17 protein-coding genes are annotated in these 20,351 nt (G+C 59.1%); 9 read left to right on the top strand and 8 right to left on the bottom strand.

Going from position 1 to position 20,351, the window contains the following annotated elements:
* Positions 1-37 precede the first annotated feature (37 nt).
* The 8 genes from SIB38_RS07660 to SIB38_RS07695 all read right to left on the bottom strand — a co-directional run bounded on the left by SIB38_RS07660 (position 38) and on the right by SIB38_RS07695 (position 8,709).
* Positions 38-772 (bottom strand): hypothetical protein, encoded by a 735-nt coding sequence (locus SIB38_RS07660; protein WP_294119055.1) that lies wholly within the window; start codon positions 770-772, stop codon positions 38-40.
* 17 nt (positions 773-789) lie between these two features.
* Positions 790-1,152 carry a hypothetical protein gene (locus SIB38_RS07665; RefSeq protein WP_412551735.1) on the bottom strand — a complete coding sequence of 121 codons (363 nt, stop codon included), beginning with the start codon at positions 1,150-1,152 and terminating at the stop codon, positions 790-792.
* Positions 1,153-1,215: 63 nt separating this feature from the next.
* The gene (locus SIB38_RS07670) at positions 1,216-2,151 is read right to left on the bottom strand and encodes a dynamin family protein (protein WP_294119052.1); all 936 of its coding nucleotides are present in this window, start codon (positions 2,149-2,151) and stop codon (positions 1,216-1,218) included.
* The gene (locus SIB38_RS07675; protein WP_294119051.1) at positions 2,148-4,229 is read right to left on the bottom strand and encodes a dynamin family protein; all 2,082 of its coding nucleotides are present in this window, start codon (positions 4,227-4,229) and stop codon (positions 2,148-2,150) included. Before SIB38_RS07675 ends, SIB38_RS07670 begins: the two co-directional genes overlap by 4 nt.
* Positions 4,226-5,428: a hypothetical protein gene (locus SIB38_RS07680; RefSeq protein ID WP_412551736.1), complete on the bottom strand. Its 1,203-nt coding sequence runs from the start codon at positions 5,426-5,428 to the stop codon at positions 4,226-4,228. Before SIB38_RS07680 ends, SIB38_RS07675 begins: the two co-directional genes overlap by 4 nt.
* Positions 5,428-6,351, bottom strand: a complete 924-nt coding sequence (locus SIB38_RS07685; RefSeq protein ID WP_294119046.1) for a PP2C family protein-serine/threonine phosphatase — start codon at positions 6,349-6,351, stop codon at positions 5,428-5,430. Before SIB38_RS07685 ends, SIB38_RS07680 begins: the two co-directional genes overlap by 1 nt.
* Positions 6,344-7,384, bottom strand: coding sequence for an FHA domain-containing protein (locus tag SIB38_RS07690; RefSeq protein ID WP_294119045.1), 1,041 nt, complete (start codon positions 7,382-7,384; stop codon positions 6,344-6,346). The genes SIB38_RS07685 and SIB38_RS07690 overlap by 8 nt, the downstream gene beginning before the upstream one ends.
* Positions 7,385-7,395: 11 nt before the next feature.
* A complete protein-coding gene (locus SIB38_RS07695) occupies positions 7,396-8,709 on the bottom strand; it encodes a serine/threonine protein kinase (protein ID WP_294119044.1) in 1,314 nt (437 codons plus the stop codon).
* 506 nt (positions 8,710-9,215) lie between these two features.
* Here SIB38_RS07695 and SIB38_RS07700 point away from each other — a divergent pair.
* From SIB38_RS07700 to SIB38_RS07740, 9 genes are all read left to right on the top strand, one after another.
* A complete protein-coding gene (locus SIB38_RS07700; protein WP_412551737.1) occupies positions 9,216-11,933 on the top strand; it encodes an AsmA family protein in 2,718 nt (905 codons plus the stop codon).
* 3 nt (positions 11,934-11,936) lie between these two features.
* Positions 11,937-12,425: a hypothetical protein gene (locus tag SIB38_RS07705; protein ID WP_412551738.1), complete on the top strand. Its 489-nt coding sequence runs from the start codon at positions 11,937-11,939 to the stop codon at positions 12,423-12,425.
* Between the two features lie 109 nt (positions 12,426-12,534).
* Positions 12,535-13,683 carry an MFS transporter gene (locus tag SIB38_RS07710; RefSeq protein ID WP_412551739.1) on the top strand — a complete coding sequence of 383 codons (1,149 nt, stop codon included), beginning with the start codon at positions 12,535-12,537 and terminating at the stop codon, positions 13,681-13,683.
* Positions 13,684-13,694: 11 nt separating this feature from the next.
* Positions 13,695-13,856 carry a hypothetical protein gene (locus tag SIB38_RS07715; RefSeq protein WP_412551740.1) on the top strand — a complete coding sequence of 54 codons (162 nt, stop codon included), beginning with the start codon at positions 13,695-13,697 and terminating at the stop codon, positions 13,854-13,856.
* On the top strand, positions 13,853-14,443 hold the full coding sequence (locus SIB38_RS07720; protein ID WP_412551741.1) for a response regulator transcription factor: 591 nt from the start codon (positions 13,853-13,855) through the stop codon (positions 14,441-14,443). The genes SIB38_RS07715 and SIB38_RS07720 overlap by 4 nt, the downstream gene beginning before the upstream one ends.
* An 892-nt stretch (positions 14,444-15,335) precedes the next feature.
* Positions 15,336-16,475, top strand: coding sequence for a LacI family DNA-binding transcriptional regulator (locus SIB38_RS07725; protein ID WP_294119040.1), 1,140 nt, complete (start codon positions 15,336-15,338; stop codon positions 16,473-16,475).
* 12 nt (positions 16,476-16,487) lie between these two features.
* Positions 16,488-17,837 (top strand): ABC transporter substrate-binding protein, encoded by a 1,350-nt coding sequence (locus SIB38_RS07730; protein WP_294119039.1) that lies wholly within the window; start codon positions 16,488-16,490, stop codon positions 17,835-17,837.
* Between the two features lie 72 nt (positions 17,838-17,909).
* On the top strand, positions 17,910-19,145 hold the full coding sequence (locus tag SIB38_RS07735) for a carbohydrate ABC transporter permease (RefSeq protein WP_412551742.1): 1,236 nt from the start codon (positions 17,910-17,912) through the stop codon (positions 19,143-19,145).
* Complete coding sequence (locus SIB38_RS07740; protein WP_294119036.1) at positions 19,145-20,347, top strand: carbohydrate ABC transporter permease; 1,203 nt, start codon at positions 19,145-19,147, stop codon at positions 20,345-20,347. The genes SIB38_RS07735 and SIB38_RS07740 overlap by 1 nt, the downstream gene beginning before the upstream one ends.
* Positions 20,348-20,351 lie beyond the last annotated feature (4 nt).

Genomic DNA, 20,351 nt, shown 5'->3' on the forward strand with positions numbered 1-20,351 from the left:
TAAGCCCATACACTTGGTCACACGTGAACTGTCTGGACTACGTCTCTGCGACCAAGCCGCGCCACATCGCGAGCAGATCTTCCCGCGTGGATGCCTCACATATCGCCAATAGCAAGTTCCCTTGCCAGCTGACTTCGACGGCAAACATCTGTTCGGTCATGGAAAACAACGCCAAATGGGACCGATCTTGCCGGAACTGGTCCACTTGCCCCACAAAATCCCCGCGGGCTTTGGCCATATGGTGCAACGCCCGCAGCGCTGCCTCCGGGCCAGTTTTTTCGCCGGTCTCCACCTCAAGCCAGGCAACAGACAGCGCCTTCACATCCGCAAAAATGCCAGGCGCAACCGCGTTTTTGCGCGGCGCTTCCAGCGCCTCCAGCAAAGCCTGCCAAGACCATGACCGCGCCGTGCTCGGCATCTCAGACGTCCGCGTGGCGATGTCAAACCGCAGGCTTTTGGCGCAATCCAGCGCTCTCCCAATCGCAGCCACAACGTCGTGCGCATCGGTATCGCTGGCATTCAGAGAGATCCCCTCCAGCGCCACCAAATGCCGGTTGCTGATGGTCAGTAGCAGCGCGGCGTCACTGTTCCGCACCGACACAGCAATCCTCCGCGCCAGCACTACTTCGCCAATTTCGCCAATAACCGCCCGAACAGCCTCCGCCGCAGAGCCAAAGCTGCGCCACGCGCCATAGGCCTGCACCTCTGGCGTTGCCAAACGCTGCAATGCGACACGCGCGTCCGTCACCTCTGTGTCAGGAGCGGTCGGCATATCTTTGCGCGGCGCGATCACGCGTCCCCCGCCAATTGGCTCAGCGCCGCGACGCCTTTGGGAACAACCTCTTCCGGATCACTGTCCAAAGCGCAAAGCAGGCAAATGAAATCTGCACGGCCCTGCGCCCGCACATAGACCCGCATGTCCTGCGCGGTCATCACAATACTGTTTTGCGTGTCTGCCTTTGGATCGCCAGTGCCCTCAGTCATTGCAAAACAGCGTGCCGCCTCAGCGCAGAGACCATCCAGCTTCTCTCGCGGCACAGTTGCATCATGGGACGCCTTGAGGATCAGACGCGCGGCCACATCCCCGAAAGCTGCCACCTGGCAGCTAGGAATGTCGGATCGTAGGGCCTCAAGGCAGTCTGCAACCGTCACAGATCGCTGTCCTCCAACGTCACGCGACCTCCTCTGGCTTTCTGCCGCAAGGGGGAGATCACCTCAAATGTCGCCCCCACCGCCCAGGGCGCGTAGCGGCATGTCTTGCAACTCTTCACTCGAAGGCCGCACCGGATTGGGCGACTTCGGGCGCACCCGTCGCGGCACTACCTTCGGCCCATCGTCCTTAGCGCATGGCGCTTCAGATGAAGCTGCCACAGGCGTCTCCGCCTCGGGCGCGTGGTCTTGTGTTTCTTCTACGGCGGGCGCGTTAACATCCCCTTGCGCCGTGGCCATAGCCTCGGCCTCTCCCACCAACATCGCCACCATGCGTTCAATCAACGCCGCCCCGCCGCTGTTGCGCCAGGCGGTTTCGTCCATGCCCGCGTTGATCGCCTCCAACGTGGCAATCGGCACAATCGCATCAAAGGCGTCTCCCGCCTCCGCCTCAAGCCGCGCCAAAACCCGCGCGCGATCCCGCTCGGAGCGCAGTTTGTCAAACTGTGTGACCACCAGATGGTTTGGCCCTTTGATCTGTTGGGACACCTGCTCCCACAACGCAGCTTCGGATTGCCGCCAGGCCTGCGTGGCATGGGTGCACCAGATCACACAATCCACCTCTTCCATTAGCGACAACCAGGTCTCGTGCTTCAGGTTGGGGTCGGAAATTCCTGGAATATCAATCAGGTCGCACAGGTTGAGAATGTCGGAGTCCATCGAAAACCGGATCAACTCACAGCCTGCCATCGGCGCTTCACTGATGTCCGCCCCGTCAAACGCCGCCTCGGTGCCGTCATCGCGCACCAAGGTTGCCCCGCGCGGCCCATGGCGCACCCAGACCGGTGGCACGCGGGTGGCCGTGATGCGCACCGGCATTGGGTCGCAGCCCAACAGCAGGTTCATCAAGGTGCTTTTTCCGGCGCTGAACTCCCCCATCAGGGCAATGCGCGGTTTGCGCGGTGCTTGTTGGGCCACAATTTCTACATCCTGTGCGGTCATTGGGAGCTCCCTCCTGCCTCAACCTTGGTGCTTTGCAATAGTGCATCGAACTGCGTGGTCAGCGCGTCCAGTTGCGCGCGCTTCTGGCCTTCCTCGCCACTTTGGAACAGCTTCTCGATATCCGCGCTTTGCGGCGTGGCACTGATGTCCTGCATGATCTCGTCGTGCTGATCAAAGAACTCGCGCAAACAGCTGGTTGCGAGCGCCCGAACCTGCTCGGTCTGAATGCCTTTGGATTGCAACATGAAGTCCTCGGTTTCCCGCGCAATCAGGTTCTGGAACCGCTTGGAGAAGGCGTTGAAGCCGCGAATGCGGTTCCACCAGGAAATCCACCAGCCATCGTTGAAATCCAGCGCGATGGTCTGTCCCAGCGCAATCGGGGCGGGCAGGTCAGGCAGGGCAGGGGGCGCCATCTGGATGCCCTCCACCGCGTGACCGTAGGTGTTGGCATAAAGCATCGCCACATCCGTCATCGCCGCCTCAAACCGCGCCTGCGCCAAGTTGCGCACCCGCGCGCCAAAGGCCGAATAGGCGGTGCGCAACAGCATACGCAGCCCCACCGGATCGTAGTCCCAGACAATGTCTTTGCCGTAGTTCTCTAAATGCGTCAGCAGTGACCGCAGCGCCCGATCTATGAACTTGGCGTGCGCCCGATCCGCGCGGGTATGATAGTCGGCAATGGCGGCCTCCAGCTCTTCTGCAAAGGCCTGCTGATGAAACGCCGCGATGCTGCGAAATTCCTTGAGCGCGTCATAGGTCGAGAGATTGGTACTGCCGCCTTGTTTGGCGCCGATCTGCACCATGCCTGCCGCCAGCTCGCTGGTCGCCACCGTCAGCGCCGCGTTGCTTGTCTTCTGCAAAAGCTGCTGGCCTTGCTCTTCAATGACCCGCTCCGACAGTGCCCGATAAAGATGGCCCATACCGGACAACTCCCACACCATTTCATGCGGCTGCATCTGCCCATGCTGCTGACCCAGTGCAATTTCCGCCCAATCAAACAAGGCTTTGCTGGCCACCTCTGGCATGCCTTCAATATTGCCGCTCAGCGCCTTGTTGGCCCAATAGGCGCTGCCAAACAGGATCTCCGCATCTTCCGGCCCTTGTTTGTTGTGCAAGGTCTGACGGATGCTGGCCTCAATCTCGGGCACCTGATTGGCCGGGTCTGGCAACTCATCAATCCGGTTCACAAAGATTAACACATTGCGCGACTTCAGGTTCGAAATCAGCCGGATCAAGCCCATGTCCACAGAGGTCAGCGCTTGCCCGGCCGACAGCACCACAACACAGATCTTACTGCTGCGCAGCGCCTGAATGGTTACCTGCTCGCGCATCATAAAGGTGTCGTTCACGCCGGGCGTGTCCCGCAGGCAGAGCGGCACCGGCACCGTGTCACAGTTCAGCGTCAGATCGGCAGAGGACAAAATATCGGCAAACCGACCCTGCTCGCTGTCGTCTTCGCCAAAATCATCGCCCAGAACGATGTAACGCTCCAACAGGTTCTTGTCGAAATAGCCGTAGTTGTGGGTCTCCCCCAGCAACAGGTCAAACTTCTTGCCCAGCCGTTTCTGCGCTTTGGCGCGCACCTTCTCGATCTGCTCGCCAATCTTGGCCAATTCGCTCTCCGCACCGGCACGGCTGGCCATTTCGCCAATCCGCCCGCCTTGGTTCAGCAACCGGTCCCAATTGTCCTCGGTCATAAACTGAAAACTCGCCCCGGTTTCCGCCGGACGTGATGCCGGTTTCAGGTGCAGCGAGGTCACAACCGAGGTCCAGGGGTTCACATCCGACGGCAGCAAATCCGCCCAGCCAGCCATGGCATTCACCAACGTGGTCTTGCCGGATTTCACCTGCCCCAAAACGGTGATGGTGGGTTCAAAATTCACCACATCCTTGCGCAGCCGCTCCACGGTTTTGGCCGAGTTCTTGCCCGCCACCTGCGACAGCTGCGCCAACAGATGATCCAACTTGTCAAGGTCTTGGCCCAGCTTGCCCAACCCCTCCAATCCCGTGCGCAGGTTGGAAATCCGCCGCGATGTGCGCACCTCGGGCTTGCTCTCTTGCCGAATTTGCATGTTCATGCCTGTGCCCTCGCGCCTATTTCTTTGCGGAGCTGTAACAACAGGATGATCCCATCCTCCGCCGCCGTTGGGCTCTGCTCGACCTGCAACAACATCAACGTGTCTTCCCCGTCGCGCGCGTCATCCAGCAAATCCGCCGCTGACGGATCTTGTCCTGCTTCCGCATCAAGCACCGAGGTCAAGGCCCGCACAGCGTCGGCACAGCGCGACAACAACCCATCCGCATTGGGAATTTTGCCCGCATCAAGATCCGCTAGCATTTCCTGCGCTGCTGTTTGCAGCAGCGTCTGCAACTGATCCATCAGCGCGGTTTCATTCTCTAAAGCTGGCGCGCTCGACACAGGTTTTTGCTGCGGGGCAGGGGATACGCCGTCGCTTGCGGCCTCCACAACCTCTCCCAACTGCGCCAACAGCAACCGCGCCTGGTCCAAATCCGCCGCACGCCCCTGGCGCACTTGCGCCTCAACCGCCTCAACCAACTCCTGCCCACCGGACGCGGCCCACAACTCCTGTTGCGCCTCACCGCCCGCCCGCGCTTTGAGCGCGTGCAACGTGGCCACCGGATGCAGGCCCAAAAACGCCTCCTCTGCGGTCTCTTCCAGTGCGGCCAGCTGGTCTGCCAACCCGCCGGTCATAATGTGCCGGTCCGCCTTGGTCAGCGCCAGAAAACTGTGATCTTTGACCGCGTCCGGAACTACGGTCCAAATCGCGTGTTCCGAGGCGTCAAAACCTTCGCTGCACCAGACGAACACTTGGCCTTCCTGCAAGGCCGTTTGCATCAACGCCTGTTGCGCCGCGGGATCAGTGGGTTGCGTCACTTCCACAAACGCCAGTGTTTTCAAACTGTCCAGCGGCACCGCATAGGTAACCCGCGCTGCGCCTTGCGCCAGCCCCTCCAGCGCATGACCGGCAACTGTTTCCGTCGCCCCATCCGCCCAGGTCACTGTGGCCTGCGCACTTGCGCCATAGACCACCTCAACAATTGGCACGTCTTGCGGCGGTTGGATCACATCGCCACCCAGCATCATGTTTATCAGGCTGGTTTTCCCGCTTCCCGGACGCCCCAAAACCACAACACGCACCGCCTCCGTCAGGTGGGTGAGGATCTCTTCGCCAAAGGCTTTTTGCCGCCGTGGCAGATGTCCGCTCTCCAATGCGGAGTGCAATTGCCCAACGATCTGCTCTGGTTGTGTCTGCATCACTTCCCGACCTTTCGCGTTAGGCTGACAATGGTGCGCACCGTACCGCGATGCGCCCGTCGATCGATTTGCACCACCTCGCCGGTGGCGGGGGAGGCTGCCGGTTGCGGCGTGGATACTGGCCTGGCCTCTTGTGTCTCCCCCCGATGCTCGGCTTTGATCACGCAGAGCGACAGGTTGTCCTGCTCCGGACAGCCCTCCGCGTGCACCGCAGCCAGCAATGCTGCGCCAATCTCCTGACCGGTAGCCTTCGCATGATCCTGCAAAACCTCCGCCACTCTTTCGTCAGCCAAGGTGTGCAGCCCGTCACTGGTCGCCAGCACAATATCCCCGGCTTGCAACGTCATCGGCTCCGCCCGGCAATCCACCTTGGCAATCTCCGCCCCCGCCAAAACCGAGATCAACGCACTGCGATCCGGGTGGTTCCGCGCCTCATCGGCGTCCATCAACCCACGCGCCTGCATCAAGTCGATCTGCGCCGCATAGGAGTGGTCTTCGTTCAACCGATACAGCCGCCCCGCGCGCCACAGATAGAGCGGTGAGTCCCCGACAGAGACCCAATAGAGCCGCGCCCCAAAAATCACCGGCGCCACCAACGTGGCCCCCATGCCCGACGCATCCGGGTTTTGCTGCTCGTACATTTGGATGCAGCCATTGGCCGCTTCCACAGCTTCTTGCAGCACAGGCCCGATGTTGCGCTCCATTTCCTCTGGCGCGCCGCTCAACAGCTTCAATTCGCTAAACAATTCCGTCGCCACGATGCCGCTGGCCACATCCCCGCAAGAATGCCCGCCCATGCCGTCCGACAGCACCGCAAAGCCCATCGGCGCGCCCAACGGGAAGTCGGCCACCACCGTGTCCTCTTGCCTCTCCCGCGCGCCCAAAGAGAGCGCGGTGGCCACATCAAAGCGCAGTTCAGCCAAGGTCGCCGCGCCCCGCGTCCGCGTCACCCCAGGCAAAGTCTTCGCCGCACAGGGCCACAAATCGCAAAGTGGTTTCCCCAATCCGAATGAGGCTGTTGCTGTCCAAATCCTCTGTGCTCAATACCGGACGGCCATTCAGCCGCACCAGATTGGCTTTGCCGCCATGTCCAAAGAAAAACCGCCGCTGCTCGCCGTCAAAGGCAATCGCCGCATGGTTTTCACGCGAAATCGTGGTGTCGCCAAAATCCAGCCGCACGGTCTGGCCTTCGCCGCGGCCAATCTGGGTCAACCCGTCGTGCAGCGAAAACGACGCGCCTTTGCCCGGTCCATCGACCACGACCAGCCAGCCCACAGGGAACTGTGCCTGCGCCGACACCGGCGCCTCTCGCGTTTGTGCCATAGGATCATGCGCGTGACTGGCAGGCGCGCTGAAACCCAGCAACCGGGTTTTTACGCGCCCTTTGGAACCACGCCCCGCCGCTGGTTTGGCCGCCGCCATATTGGCCTGCAACGCCGCCAGGTCCACTTCCGGCTCCGCAGGGGCAGGCGCCTCTCGCGCTGGCTCTGGCTGTGGTGGTGGCGCAACGGGTTCTGCCACAGGGGGCGGGGCTGCGACTTGTGGGGCAGGTGCCATTTCCGGCTCCGGCATCCGCGGCGCTTCAAGTGGGTGGTCTTCCAGTGTGTCTTCTTGCGCTTCCTCTGCAAACAGATTGCCAAAGGGATCGCTTGGGGCCTCTGGCTCGGGCATGTCGGGCTCGACAGGGGCCTCCACCGGCGCGGCGGTCAAAGCCGCTGAAATCGCGGACAGATCCACTGGCGCTTCTGCAGGTTCGGGTGGCTGCGGGGCCACAAGCGCAGCAGCGTCTGACGCAGGCTGGGCGGGTTCCGCCTCGATATGCACCGTTGGTGTCGGCTCCTCGGCCACATCCGCACGGTCCTGCTCTCGCAATCGCAGCGGATAGCGCAACGCCGCACCGTCAGCCTGACCAGCCGCTTGGGATTTCTCAGCAATAATGTCGCGAATGAACCGCATGGTATGTCCCTTCAGATTAGAAATAGACGGGTGTTGGGGTTGGACCGGTCACCCTTCAACCGGTCACGGAATTTGTGGAGGAGGCTCTCGCCATCCGGCTTGGCGGGCGCAGGCGCTTCCGGCAGCTCCGCGCTGGACCGGCGCAGGAAATCGCCCTGCTGCAACAGCCGCGTTGGTGTTCTGGCACGGGCCTTGCACAGCCGATCCTGTTCCTTGAGGTAGGCCTCAACGTCGTCAATCGGATCGCCAAAAATATCGACGTATTGCTTGGGTGGGGGGGGCGCCTGCCGCGCCTCTTCCAGCGCTTTGAGCGGCTTTTGCAAGGCCTTTGGCAACCCCGGTGTCAGCACCTTGTTGGTCTTGCTCACCAGCTCTTCGATCACACCAATCACCGCGGGATCAAACACCGCCAGCGGCTTGGGAATGGGCCCGTCCATCACCGCCAGCCAGTCATCTGCACAGCGCAGCCGGTCTTTGGGTTCCAGGGCCAGCGCCCGATCCGTGGCCAGTTTCAGGCGGAAATCAATTTCAAAATCCGTCGACTCCAGCGGCACATAGGGGTCCATCCTTCCCGCATCGACAGTTTCTAACCGGGTCTGCGCGTCCGGTGGCGCCTCGCCGGTAAAGACCAAATGACAGAGCGCTCCCAGCGAATACAAATCGCTATAGGCGCCTTGCACCCCTTCGGCGCAATAGAACTCTGGTGGCGAATATCCGTCTTTCACCGCCAACATGCGCTGGCTTTGCCCGCCCTCGGCGTCTCCCGAAGAATAGGCCGCGCCAAAATCAATCAGCGTCACATCTCCATTGGCGCTCAGGATCAGGTTGTCCGGCGCCACATCCCGGTGCAGCACGCCCCGGTCATGTAAATAGTTCAGTGCGTCCAAAACCTGCCGCAGCAGCTTGTCCACCAAAGTCGGCGTCAACCGCCCCGGCGCGTGGTCCACCAGCTCATGCAGGTCCACCCCTTCCACAAAATCCATCGCCGTATAGGCCGTGCCGTTTTCCGCAAACGTCTGATGCACGCCCACGATGCGCGGATGATCCAATCCGGCCAACTGATGCGCCTCGGCTTGAAACTGTTCCAAAACCGAGGCAAAAAACGGCGCGCTTTCCGGTCCGGACGGCACCACTTCTGCGCCCACACGGTGACAAATCTGCTCCGGAAAACACTCCTTGATCACCACCACACGGTTCAGGCTGTCGCGCGCGAGGTAAGTCAGGCCAAATCCCCCTTGGCCCAAACTGCGCGTGATCCGGTACTGCCCGCGCAAAAGCTCGGTGCCCGCAGGCAGCACAGTCACGTTTTCCTCAGCGCAATCCATCTACGCAGCTTCCTCTCTATCATGCGACCAGGAGGAAATGCGGCAGCAAGTTCTCACCTTCACGGCTAAGCTGTGGAGGAAATGTGTTCCAATCGTGGCAGCAACGCGCAAGCGGTGTGGCACTCCATTCAGGTTTGACGCGAATAAGCGGCGAACCTGAATCCTGACCCTGTGAAGGGTTTTGCGGTGTTTTGGGTGCGCCGGGCGTTCCCGTATTCTCGAAATAGATTTCTTTACAATGCGTTAAGGAGGTGTTGACCGTGTGCCGTTCTCGGCCGCCGCCCGCGCAAGGCTTTAACAAAGAGTAAACAACCCAGCCCAACCCGGTTTAACTCGCTTTGCCCCGCTAAGCTGTTCTCAATCCACCCAAACCTGTGCAAAGGTAGGGGCAGACATCTTTGACGGATCTCCTGTTTCGCATGCGCAGCCATTTCAACGCGCACTCAAAAGGGCAGGGGCGGCCACCTATTGACGGACTTCCTAAGCACCTTGCGAAAGGACAGGCTTTGAAACGCTGGATTTTGAGACTTTTCACCGGGCTGATTGTGCTCACTTTGGCGCTGGGCGTGCTAATCTGGGCCGCGCTGGCGACCCCCTTGTTCAGCGGCTTTCGCAAAGACTTTGTCGCGGATCTCTTGACCGAACAAATCGGCCAGCCCTTCCTGATTGACGGCGACGTGCGCGTTGTCCTTGCGGGCACCACCAAAGTGCACGTCTCCGGTGCCAGCATTCCTAGCGAGAACATCACCGACATAAACTTGGCCCGTCTGGACCTATTGGAGTGGGAACTGGATCTGCCCGCTTTGCTCGACCGCCGCATCGACATCGACAACCTCACCATTGACGGGCTGCAGGTGAACCTGGTCACCAAGGCTGACGGCACCACCAGCTGGACCAAATTTGAGCCAGAAGCCACGGTGGAAACAACAGACGCCGCCCCAACCGAAAACAGCGCCACCACAGACGATCTGCCCGACCCGTCCATCATCACCTTCCTCAGCGACCGTACCGTGTCTTTCACCAACATCGGCCTGACCTCGATCGATGAGGAAAGCGGCTTTGAATTCATCTTCGCGTTAGAAAAAATCCTGCTGGAGCAGCTTCAGGACGGCCAACTCGCCTCTGTCACTGGCGCAGGCACGCTCAACGGCGAAGCCTTCACGTGGGATGGCACATTCCCCGACAGCGCGCCGTTCACCAATCAGCTCGAATTTGGGGACATTTCATTGAGTTACAACGGCACCCGTTTGCCTGACAGCCCGCATGGTTATACCGCGCGGCTCGAGCTCACCACCGGCCAAATTGGCGATGTGTTCGAGGTGCTTGGCCTCGCCCGCAGCCTCGAAGGCGTCGGGTCTTTGTCGGTAGATGTCACCAACGCGCCGCAACTGCTGACCCTGGAAAACCTGCAAACCACGCTGGACCTGAGCAAAGGTCAAAACGTGACGGTCACCGGTGATGTTGACAACCTCTTCACCCGCGCGGGCTTTGACTTCCACATGGACGCGCGCCTTCATCCCGAAGGCCAACCGCCCGCCGATGCTAACAGCCTGAAAGACCTCAAACTCACTGAAATCCACGCCCATGTGGTCAACACGGGGGAGCGGCTGACCTTTGAGGAACTGCTGATCCAGACCAATGCCTTTGAACAAGGCCTCGACCGCGTAGGTCCCATCTCCATCGGCAATGTCTACCGATCAGAGCAGAAAACCCTCGGCCTGCGCGACATCACGCTTCAAGCCGGCCCAGAAGACGCGCCTTATCTGACCGCCGAAGGCGACATTGGCGATGTGTTCAACCTCGCACTGGTCGATTTAACCGGCCATTTACAAGGCACGGCGGACCTTTTGCTGAAGAACCTGCCCTCCGAGGAGGTCGTCAAATTTGGCGGTGTGGAAGCGGATTTTGTCATCAATGACAACGACGGTGAGCTCAGCTTGCGCGAACTCAAGGCCCAAACCGTGGACACCGACCTATGGACATTAAACGCAGATGTGGTGGTCGCCAGCATTGAAGAACTCGCAGGCATGAAGCTGGACCTGCAATTTGGCGTCGCGGACACCGCGCCTTTCCTGACGGCGCTGGGTCTGAAACCTGTAGGCGTTTCCAAACTGTCTACCGGCCTCACCCTCGAAGGTGCAGCAAAAGAAGCCAAGCTTGGCTTTGATTTTCGGGCCGACGGCACCGACTTGACCTCCGATCTCACCTTTGATCTCAGCGAAGACATCAACGTGATCCGCGGGGCGATCCTCAGCAATCGTATGCGCCTTGTGGACCTGCGCGAAGGTGGCAAGATCCTGGTGCAACTCAACAAACGCGCCAAGGCCGCCAAAGCGGCCAAGGAGGCCGAAGCCAAAGAGGCGGACGATGGCCGCCCGCCGATTCAGCCTCTTGTGCTGGAAAAGGAAAGCAACGTCTTTAGCCTCAAACGCATCCTCACCGAAACGGACCTGGCGATCACCTTGGAACTGGCGGAATTTGTCGGCGACGCCGGCACCTCCTCGATGAGCAGCGAGTTGATCGCCAAGGAGGGCCAGATTCAGGCGGGTCCGATCGAGCTCTACTACGGTCCCGGTTTCTTCAAGGTCACCGCCTCTATGGACGCCATTGAAAACCCCGACCGGGCTCGCATTCAGGGCAGCACCAGCGGCTGGGACTTTGGTGAAATTCTCAAGGCCCTTGAGGTCAATATCCCTGCGCGAGGTAAACTGTCGGCCAATGTTGATGTGACCGGCAACATCACTTCCGGCAAGGCCTTCATGAACTCCATGGCAGGCAGTGCCTCGCTCAACATGCGCGACGGGGCCATCGCCACCAGCCTGTTGGAACTTGCAGGCCTCGGGATTTTCCCCTGGCTGTTTTCGCAGGAGTTCGCCGCAGGCCAAACCGAGATTGTCTGCGTAAAAGCGCCGGTAAAAATCAACGCGGGCAATGTCACCTTCACGCGGGTGGTGGCCGAAACCCGCAGCGTGCAAATGGTGGTGCGCGGCATGGTGGATTGGGTGAAAGACGCCATCGCCGTCCGCGCCGAACCGCGCCGCGTCGGCCAACCTCTGGCGCGCAGCGCCTGGCCGTTTGAGGTCAATGGCAAACTGTCCGATCCGCAATTCAAACTGCAAGTTGGTGGCTCGCGCAGCCGTCGCGCCGACGGGGCGGACCAAATGCCTGCCAACCGCAAACCCTGCACCCCCGATATCTTCCAACTTGAACAAGCTTCGGAGTGACTCATGACCCGCCTCTGGCTTTGCCTCTCCCTCCTGCTGCCCTCGGCAACTTTCGCGCAAACCCATCCGGAGTTTGCCACCGTGGGCGATTGGACCGTCCGCACCAATCCCGCCAATGTCAACGGCTGCTACATGGAGAAAACCTTCGCCAGCGGAACGCTGGTGCAAATTGGCGTGGTGCCGGATCAGCAGGGTGCGTTTTTTGCCGCCTACAACGCTGCTTTTGACGGCGTGGAAGAAGGCGCAGAAGGCAGCGTTCTGTTCGACTTCGGTGACAGCCGCTTTCAGGGCGCCGCCAAAGGCGCATTCCACAACGGCCTGCCTGGAGGCTACGCGTTTTTTGACAACCCGGAGTTTGCCAAGGAGTTTGGCAAGCGTACCAAGGTCCTGGTGCAAGGCGGGGCCGGGAACTCCGAGGAAATCGACCTCACCGGCAGTATGAAAGGCCTACGCAGCGTTCAGGCCTGCCGGGATGAGTATGAAGGCGATTAATTAAGTCGCAAAATACAACCCTTTGACTTCTTGATCCGAACACAGCTTGAAGGATAGCGTGGCGTCCACCGGTAGGTAACCAATTGCCCTGACGTTTTAGGTGTTACTTGTGACTCGACTTACTTCCGCGGTGTTTTTTGCGGTACTGCTTCTGACTTTCGGGTACGGCGTTTCGTTCCCGCTTCTGTCCATTTTGCTAGAGCAAAGCGGCGTGGGTGCCGCCCGGATAGGTCTTAACGCTGCCATGCCTGCCCTGGGCTGGCTGTTGGTCACGCCGTTCCTGCCTGTGCTGCACCGGGTCTTCACCACCCAACAGTTGCTCTTGGCTTTCCTTGTCCTCTCTCTCATGGGCCTGGCCTGTCTCGCGCTCACCACCCGCTTCGATCTCTGGTTGTTGGGTCGCTTTGCCTTTGGTGGCGGCCTGGGCGTGCTGTTCCGCGTTCTGGAATACTGGCTCAACGCCACCAGCCGCTCCGCCACCCGCGGTCGTACCATCGGGCTCTATGCCTTTTTCTTCCTGCTTGGCATCGCCATAGGCAGCCTGTCGCAGCCGCAGTTTGGCACCGCTGGTCTTACGGCCTTTGCCGCTGTCGGTGTACCGATCTTACTCGGGGGTGCCCTGCTGGTCCGCTTGCCGCTCAATCGGCCGCCGTCCGCCGCGCCAACAGACGAGGCCCCGATACGCACAACATTTGCCGCAGCGCCTTTGGCGATGGCGGCGGTGATCTGCTACGGGCTTTTTGAGGACGTGCCGGCTTATCTGCTCTCGGTCTATACCCTGCGCGTAGGGCTTGGCGAAAACCTCGCCGCTTATACGCTCACCGCCTTTGCGCTTGGCAATTTGCTGGGGGCCGTGCCTCTCGGGGTGATGTCAGATCGCTTGGGCCGCACACCGGTTCTGATCGGCTGCGCCACGGTAGCGTTGGGCGTGGCCGTGACCCTGCCTGTGGCCGCAGCCACGCCACAACCGTACCTGCTGTCGATTGCGCTTTGGGGAGCTTGCGCCGGCGCGCTCTATGTGGTTGGACTCGCCACACTGGGCGACCATTTTAGCGGCCCTGCGCTGATCTCGGCCAATGCCCTGTTTGGTACGATCTACGCCGCGGCCGCACTGCTTGGCCCCTTGATTAACGGCTCGGCAATGCAAGTTTGGGATCCGCATGGCTTGCTTGTGTCCTGTGCGCTGATCTTTAGCGGCTTCCTGCTGATCACCTCAATGCTTGCGTTGCACCGTCGCGTTCCAAACACAGTCAACTAGCGGACAAACGGATGAATTTCGACCTGATTGGACAATTGGCAGAAGACTTGAAGCAGACCAAGAATGGCGAAACGCTCTGGCTGAGGTGCTTGACCGCTTTTGACAAATTAGGGGTGGATGGTGTCGGTTATGGGGTTATCCCATGGTGGGGCTGGCAACCCCCGGTAAAATGACTGAGGCCACCTTCTTCCGCCATACCTATTCTGCCGAGTGGGAAGAGGCGGTGGGCAAAGATCGCCTGCTGGACGAGGACATCAGTACCGAATTGTTGCTGCGCGGTCAGGAAGAGATTTTTTGGAATGACGATCCAGACTCTTATGACGCGTCGCCTGCCAACCGCCGTTTGCATCAGTTGGAAAACGACTTGGGTATGATTTGGGGCCAAACGCTTCTATTGTCCCACCACTCTCGTAACCCCGTGTCGTCCGGCATCGGTTTGCACATCGGTCATGTCAGGTCAGACACCGAGTTTTTCCGCTATTGGAAAGAGCACGAAACATCGTTGCGCGCTGTGGCAGAAATGCTCAACAGCGGCATGTTGCAACAGCATAAAGACGGCGTCGTGCGGCTCTCTGGGCGGGAGAAAGACTACATCTACTGGTCCGCCCTTGGACTTGATCGCGTGCAGATTGCGGATCGCCTGTGTATCAGCGCCAACACCTTGAACAAACCCATCGCCAGCGCCAAGGCAAAACTCAAGGCACGCAACACCTCACAAGCGGTGGCCAAAGCTGTCCTGCTAGGGCTTGTAGAACTCTGAAACTGGCAATTGTTTGCCACTTGTTTGTGACCCGTGAGATTTGCGAAAATGGGTCATCACAAAGGCAAGGAGATGTTTAGAAAATTTCGGCCGTCTTAGAGGGAAGCGCTGCGGTGGTGACGCTTTCGTCTGGCTTCGACTGTTCCGGTGACATCTAGTGAGTGGTGGCGTGGTGATATTCGAGGAGGCTGCTTTTAGGCCCCCAAGGCCAAAGGCATCTGGAGATTTTCTGCTTTTGTGAACTGAGACCAGGAGCGGTTCGGCACCGAAGGCGCAGCAATTGATCTGTTGCACTTTCTCCGTCGAGTGTTTTGCCACCTCTGGTGTCTGGATTTTGACGGTACTTTTTAATGACCAAGAACGAAGGGGTCTTTGGGCCCCTTCCTTTTGTCCTCTGCTACTCGATTGGTGTTGCGCCGTCGGCGTGCAAAAATTTTGTGCGTTAAGAAAATGCGCACCTCCGCAAAACAGTCGCGATACCGACAAAATACCGACGTGATTTCGCCCCCGCCAATTGCAGTCCTTACCCCATCGTAACGGTGCCGTTGCCAAATGTTTCGCTCTGATATGCAACGGGTCGCAACCCTGCGACGAGAGACCGGAATTGCGCGGTTTGATCTGGTTTATAATATTGAAACTAAAAACCTATTTTAGTTTCGTCAGGTGCTCGCGCCTTGCAAGAAACGACTTTTGCAACAGCCACCGCGCGGTACGTTTGAACCATATGCAGTCCAAGGCACTATACCAGTTTTCCTACACGGTCTTTTCCCACCGACGCCCCAAAAACCAACTGCGCCAGAATTTTAGGCAACCACCAAATACAACCGCCGTCCAAGTCAGCACGGAATAGAAAACATTTGCCGAAACCGGTTTCGGAGCAAATCGTGAATGTATGAACGCGATTCGAAACTTCACGAAACAGTCCGACGGCACCGGGTCATCCCCGCGTCGGGGCAGGGTCACAATCAATGACCTGGCACAGCGGCTTGGCATGTCCAAGAGCACGGTTTCGCGCGCGCTCAACGGCTATCCAGACATCTCCGAGGCCACCCGGCTACGTGTGTCCAACATGGCAAAAAAGATTGGCTATCAGCCGCTGAGCCATGCGCAGGCGATCCGTACTGGACGGGTCCGGGCCTTGGCTTTGGTGCTGCAAACCGATGAGCCGGATCGCCACAACCCGTTCTTGCAGGACTTCCTTATGGGCGCCTGCGAAACCGCCAGCGCTCACGGCTGGACCGTCACCATCGCCACGGCAACCTCGGACGCCGACACGCTGACGGTGCTGGACCGGCTGATCGACGAGCATAAGGCGGATGGATTTATCCTGCCACGCACCGAAGTCCAGGACGCGCGGGTTGACCTATTACGTTCTAAATCAGTGCCTTACATCATGTACGGCCGCACCAGCCACGGTGTCCCACCGGCACAACAGGAAGGCTCCTGGGTCGATATCTTGGGCGAGGCCGCCATGTGCAGCGCCGTCACCCGATTGGCTGGCCTCGGCCACGAACGCATCGCCTATGTCGGCAGCACATCCAATTTTAATTACAGTCACTTACGCCGCGACGGCTTCAAAGCTGGCCTTGCCGCCGCGGGTCTGGACTATGACCCCGACCTGATCAAATCCGGCGCCCGCACCCGCGAAGAGGGCGCCGCCCAAGCCAGGCAACTCCTGCTGCATCCAGAGCCACCCACAGGCATCGTCTTTGCCACCGACATGGCTGCTCTGGGCGCTTACAGCGCGGTCGCTGACCTGGGCCTGGAGGTGGGGAGCGACGTCGCCATCATCGGCTATGACGGCGTACCAGAGGCCGAATACGCGCGTCCTGGTCTAACCACCTATTGGGTCGACACCCAACGCGCCGGTGGCCGACTCGCCGAGCTACTCATTCGACAAATACGGGGGGAAGCGGCCGAAACTTTGCGCGAAGTTTCGGAAGCCAAACTCATCGAACGCCAGTCCGATGGCCCCCCGGCGCAGACCTCTGCGCAACTCGCGCTCAAAATCAAAAACCGTGATCCGATATAGGGGAGGACTATCATGTCACGTCACATCTCAACGAAACTACTGATGAGCACCGCGCTCACTGTTTGCCTGGCGGCAGCAGCCCAAGCGGACACCATCCGCTTTTGGACAACCGAGGAACAGCCAGAACGCCTTGCAAAACAACAAGAAATGGCGGAGCAGTTCAAAGCGTCCAACGGCGTCACTGTCGAAGTCATTCCGGTCAGCGAAAGCGATCTCGGCACCCGCGCCACCGCGGCGTTTGCGGCCGGTGATCTGCCAGACGTGATCTATCACACCCTGCAATACGCCCTGCCTTGGGCGGAAGCGGGCATTCTGGACACGGAAGCCGCGACCGAGATTGTTCAGGAACTCGGTGAAAAGACCTTTGCGCCAGGTGCCGTGGCGATGGCGGATTTCAACGGCGAAACCGCATCTGTTCCGGTCGATGGCTGGACACAAATGGTGGTTTACCGCAAGGATCTCTTTGAAGCCAACGGCTTAGAAGCGCCCAACAGCTTCGACAACGTGTTGGCAGCATTGGAAAAACTGCACAACCCGCCAGAGATGTATGGTTTTGTTGCCGCCACCAAGGTGGATGAAAACTTCATGAGCCAGGTGCTGGAGCACGTCTTCCTAGCGAACGGCGTAAGCCCGGTTGGTCCAGATGGGTTCCAGCCGCTGGATGAGGCAGCCACCACCGAAGTTCTCAACTTCTACAAAGCTATCTCCAAAGCATCACCTCCTGGTGAATTGTATTGGAAGCAGTCGCGCGAGCTGTACTTTGCAGGCCAGGCGGCCATGATCATCTGGTCACCGTTCATCCTCGACGAACTGGCCGGCCTGCGCGACAGCGCTCCGCCCACTATTAACGATGATCCAACCTCTGGTGAACTGGCGTCTTTGACAGGCATCGTGACCAACTTCTCCGGCCCATCCAACCCAGATGGCGCCGCTTGGGGCGACGTTCGCTACTTCGGCATCACCTCGGATGCGGACACCGATGCGGCCATGGACTTCGTGAAGTTCGCGATGGATGACGGTTACACCCAGACACTGTCCATTGCGCCGGAAGGCAAGTTCCCTGTCCGTCGCGGCACCTTGGAAAATGCTTCGGCCTTCTCCGATGCATGGTCCAAACTGCCAGTTGGCGTGGATCGCAAAGCGCCTCTGGGCGACCTCTATGAGCAGGCGATGATTGATGAAATTGTCGGTGGTCTGGACGTTGCAAAACGCTGGGGTGTGACCGAAGGACAGCTGTCTCTGGCGTCCAAGATGATCAACAGCCAAGCCATTAACCGTGTCGTGCGTCAGTACATCGATGACGAAATCGATGCCGCCGCCGCCGTAGCTGCAATGAACGACGAACTGTCTAAAATTCAGTAACTTGGCTCGACGGTTGCGACCTGCTCATCGTGCGGGCGGGTCGCACTGCACTCCACGTCTTAGAGGTTTCTCATGTCTACGGCTCACCCGCCGACCGGCACGGGGGCTCTGGCCAAACGCGAAGCGCGTTTGGCTTGGGGGCTCCTTGCGCCGACCGTGATCAGTGTCGCGCTGGTCGTGGTTCTGCCTTTGCTTGCGGTCATCTGGATCAGTTTCAAACCGTTCACCCTGTCGGACATGCGCCCGCCAGCCCCAATTGTGCGCGAAAGCTTGCGTGGATCCGGGGATGACCTGCGCATCGAATACCGCATTCGCAACTCGTCTCAGGAAGAGGCCATTAGTGGGGTCACCCTCGCAGATCGCATTCCCGACACGGTCACCTTGCGCGAGGCTGTTCCGGCGCCGTGTACTTTGACGGGCCGCGAGTTATTTTGCGATTTTGGCGACATGGAAGGCGGCGCACGAGAGCGTTTGCGTTTGCCTGTGGATATTTCGGATGATCCTGACGCTGTGGAGGCCGCAGTGGAAGACAGCGAGCCAGACGTCACCGGCGGCGGCAAGTCTGTCCTCACCAGCGGTGGCTTGAGCCTGAAGAACTACGCGCAGCTGTTTGACGGCGGGGAGTTCTGGACCGTCCTTTGGGTGACGCTGTTCTACACAGTATTCGGCACAATTGGTGCGCTGCTGATGGGGCTGTTTGCGGCGCTGTTGCTCAACAAATCCTTTCGCGGCCAAGGCTTCATACGCGGGTTGTACCTCTTTCCCTATGTGGCTCCGGTCATTGCCGTTGCCTTCACATGGGTCACGCTTTTCGATCCGTTTTCCGGCTCTGCCAACGCATTGCTTTTGCAAATGGGCGTGACCAACGAGGCCATCAATTTCTTTGGCGAAAGACCACTCGCCCTAATCATGGTCACGGTCTTTGAAATCTGGCGCTACTTCCCGCTCTCGTTCCTATTCATTCTGGCGCGCATGCAGTCGATTGACAGTTCGATGTACGAAGCTGCTGACATGGACGGGGCCTCGCCGTTTCAGAAGTTCTGGCTGCTGAGCCTGCCGCAGCTCCTAGGCATCCTGTCCGTGCTCTTCCTGCTCCGCTTCATTTGGACGTTTAACAAGTTTGACGACATCTTCCTTCTGACAGGCGGCAATGCAGGTACGCGGACCCTGACTGTCAACGTCTACGAACAGGCCTTTGCCATTTCTAACATCGGTGCTGGTGCGGCGGTGGCTGTGGTCATCCTTGTCTGCTTGCTTTGCTTCTCTGTCTTCTTCTTCAAATTCATCAGCCGCGAGGAGGGCCTGTGATGCGCAATGGTTTTGTCATTGGTCCAATTCTGGGCGCGCTGTGGATGATGGTGATGGCAACGACGATTGCCGTGGCCATGAGCTTTGCGACTGGTTCTGCCTTTAGGCCACAAATTCTTTGGTGTCTGGTGTGGGGGGCGGCCGCAGGTGTTGCCTACGTCCGCATGCCAAAGCTTGGCCCGCAAATTGGCGTGGCCGCTTTGGTCGCAGTGATTTGCCTCTCGCCGGTTGGTGTGATGCGGATTGGCGAAGGCGTGTCTGGCTCGGCAGAAGCGGTGGCTCTGCTATTGCTTGCATCGGGCGTGCACTTCGGTCTGACCAAGATCCTGAAAGAGCTGCCTTTTGGCGCGCTCACCCGGCACGAATATGAAGAGGCCATCATCCGGTTCCTGACGGGATTTGGCTACATCTTCTTCACTGCGATTGTGGTGATCCCGTTCTATGTCATGGTGATGACCAGCCTGAAGTCGCAACAGGCTTTGCTGCAAAACCCGCTCGATTTTTCGATTGAGATCAGCAAGGGCTTTGGACTGTTCCGCAGCTATGTGGAACTGTTCCGTGACTTCAATTTTGGCACCTATATGTGGACGTCGTTCTTCGTATCCGTGCTGACGGTCTTCATTACGTTGGCATTCAGCGTCCCCGGGGCCTATGCCGTCGCTCGGTTCCGGTTCAAAGGACAGAAGGCGTTTTCGCGTTCTATCCTGCTGATTTATATGGTGCCAATGATCGTTCTGGCGCTACCGATCTACATTGCGTTTTCGATGACAGGTCTGCGCAACTCGATCCTTGGCATCGTGTTGATTTATCCGGTCACGACCATTCCGGTGGCGCTTTACATGTTGCAGGGCTACTTCCGTGGGCTTCCGACTGAAGTCGAAGAAGCCGGGCTTATGGATGGGCTCTCGCGGCTGGCGGTGATCTGGAAAATCACCTTGCCGCTCAGCCTCCCGGCATTGGCCTCGGTGTCGCTCTACGTCTTCATGATCGCCTGGAACGAATTCTTGCTCGCTTTCATGCTGCTCGATGACCCGTCAAAATTCACGCTCACCCGTGGGGTGGCGATGCTCAACTCTTCTGAAATTCCAAGGCAACACCTGATGGCAGGCGCGGTGATCGCGACGGTACCGATCATGGTGCTGTTCCTTGGACTTGAACGTTTCATGACCAAAGGCCTGACAGCAGGCTCCGTCAAAGGATAAGAAA

This window comes from Shimia sp. MIT910701, assembly GCF_047126315.1.
Lineage (GTDB): Bacteria > Pseudomonadota > Alphaproteobacteria > Rhodobacterales > Rhodobacteraceae > Shimia.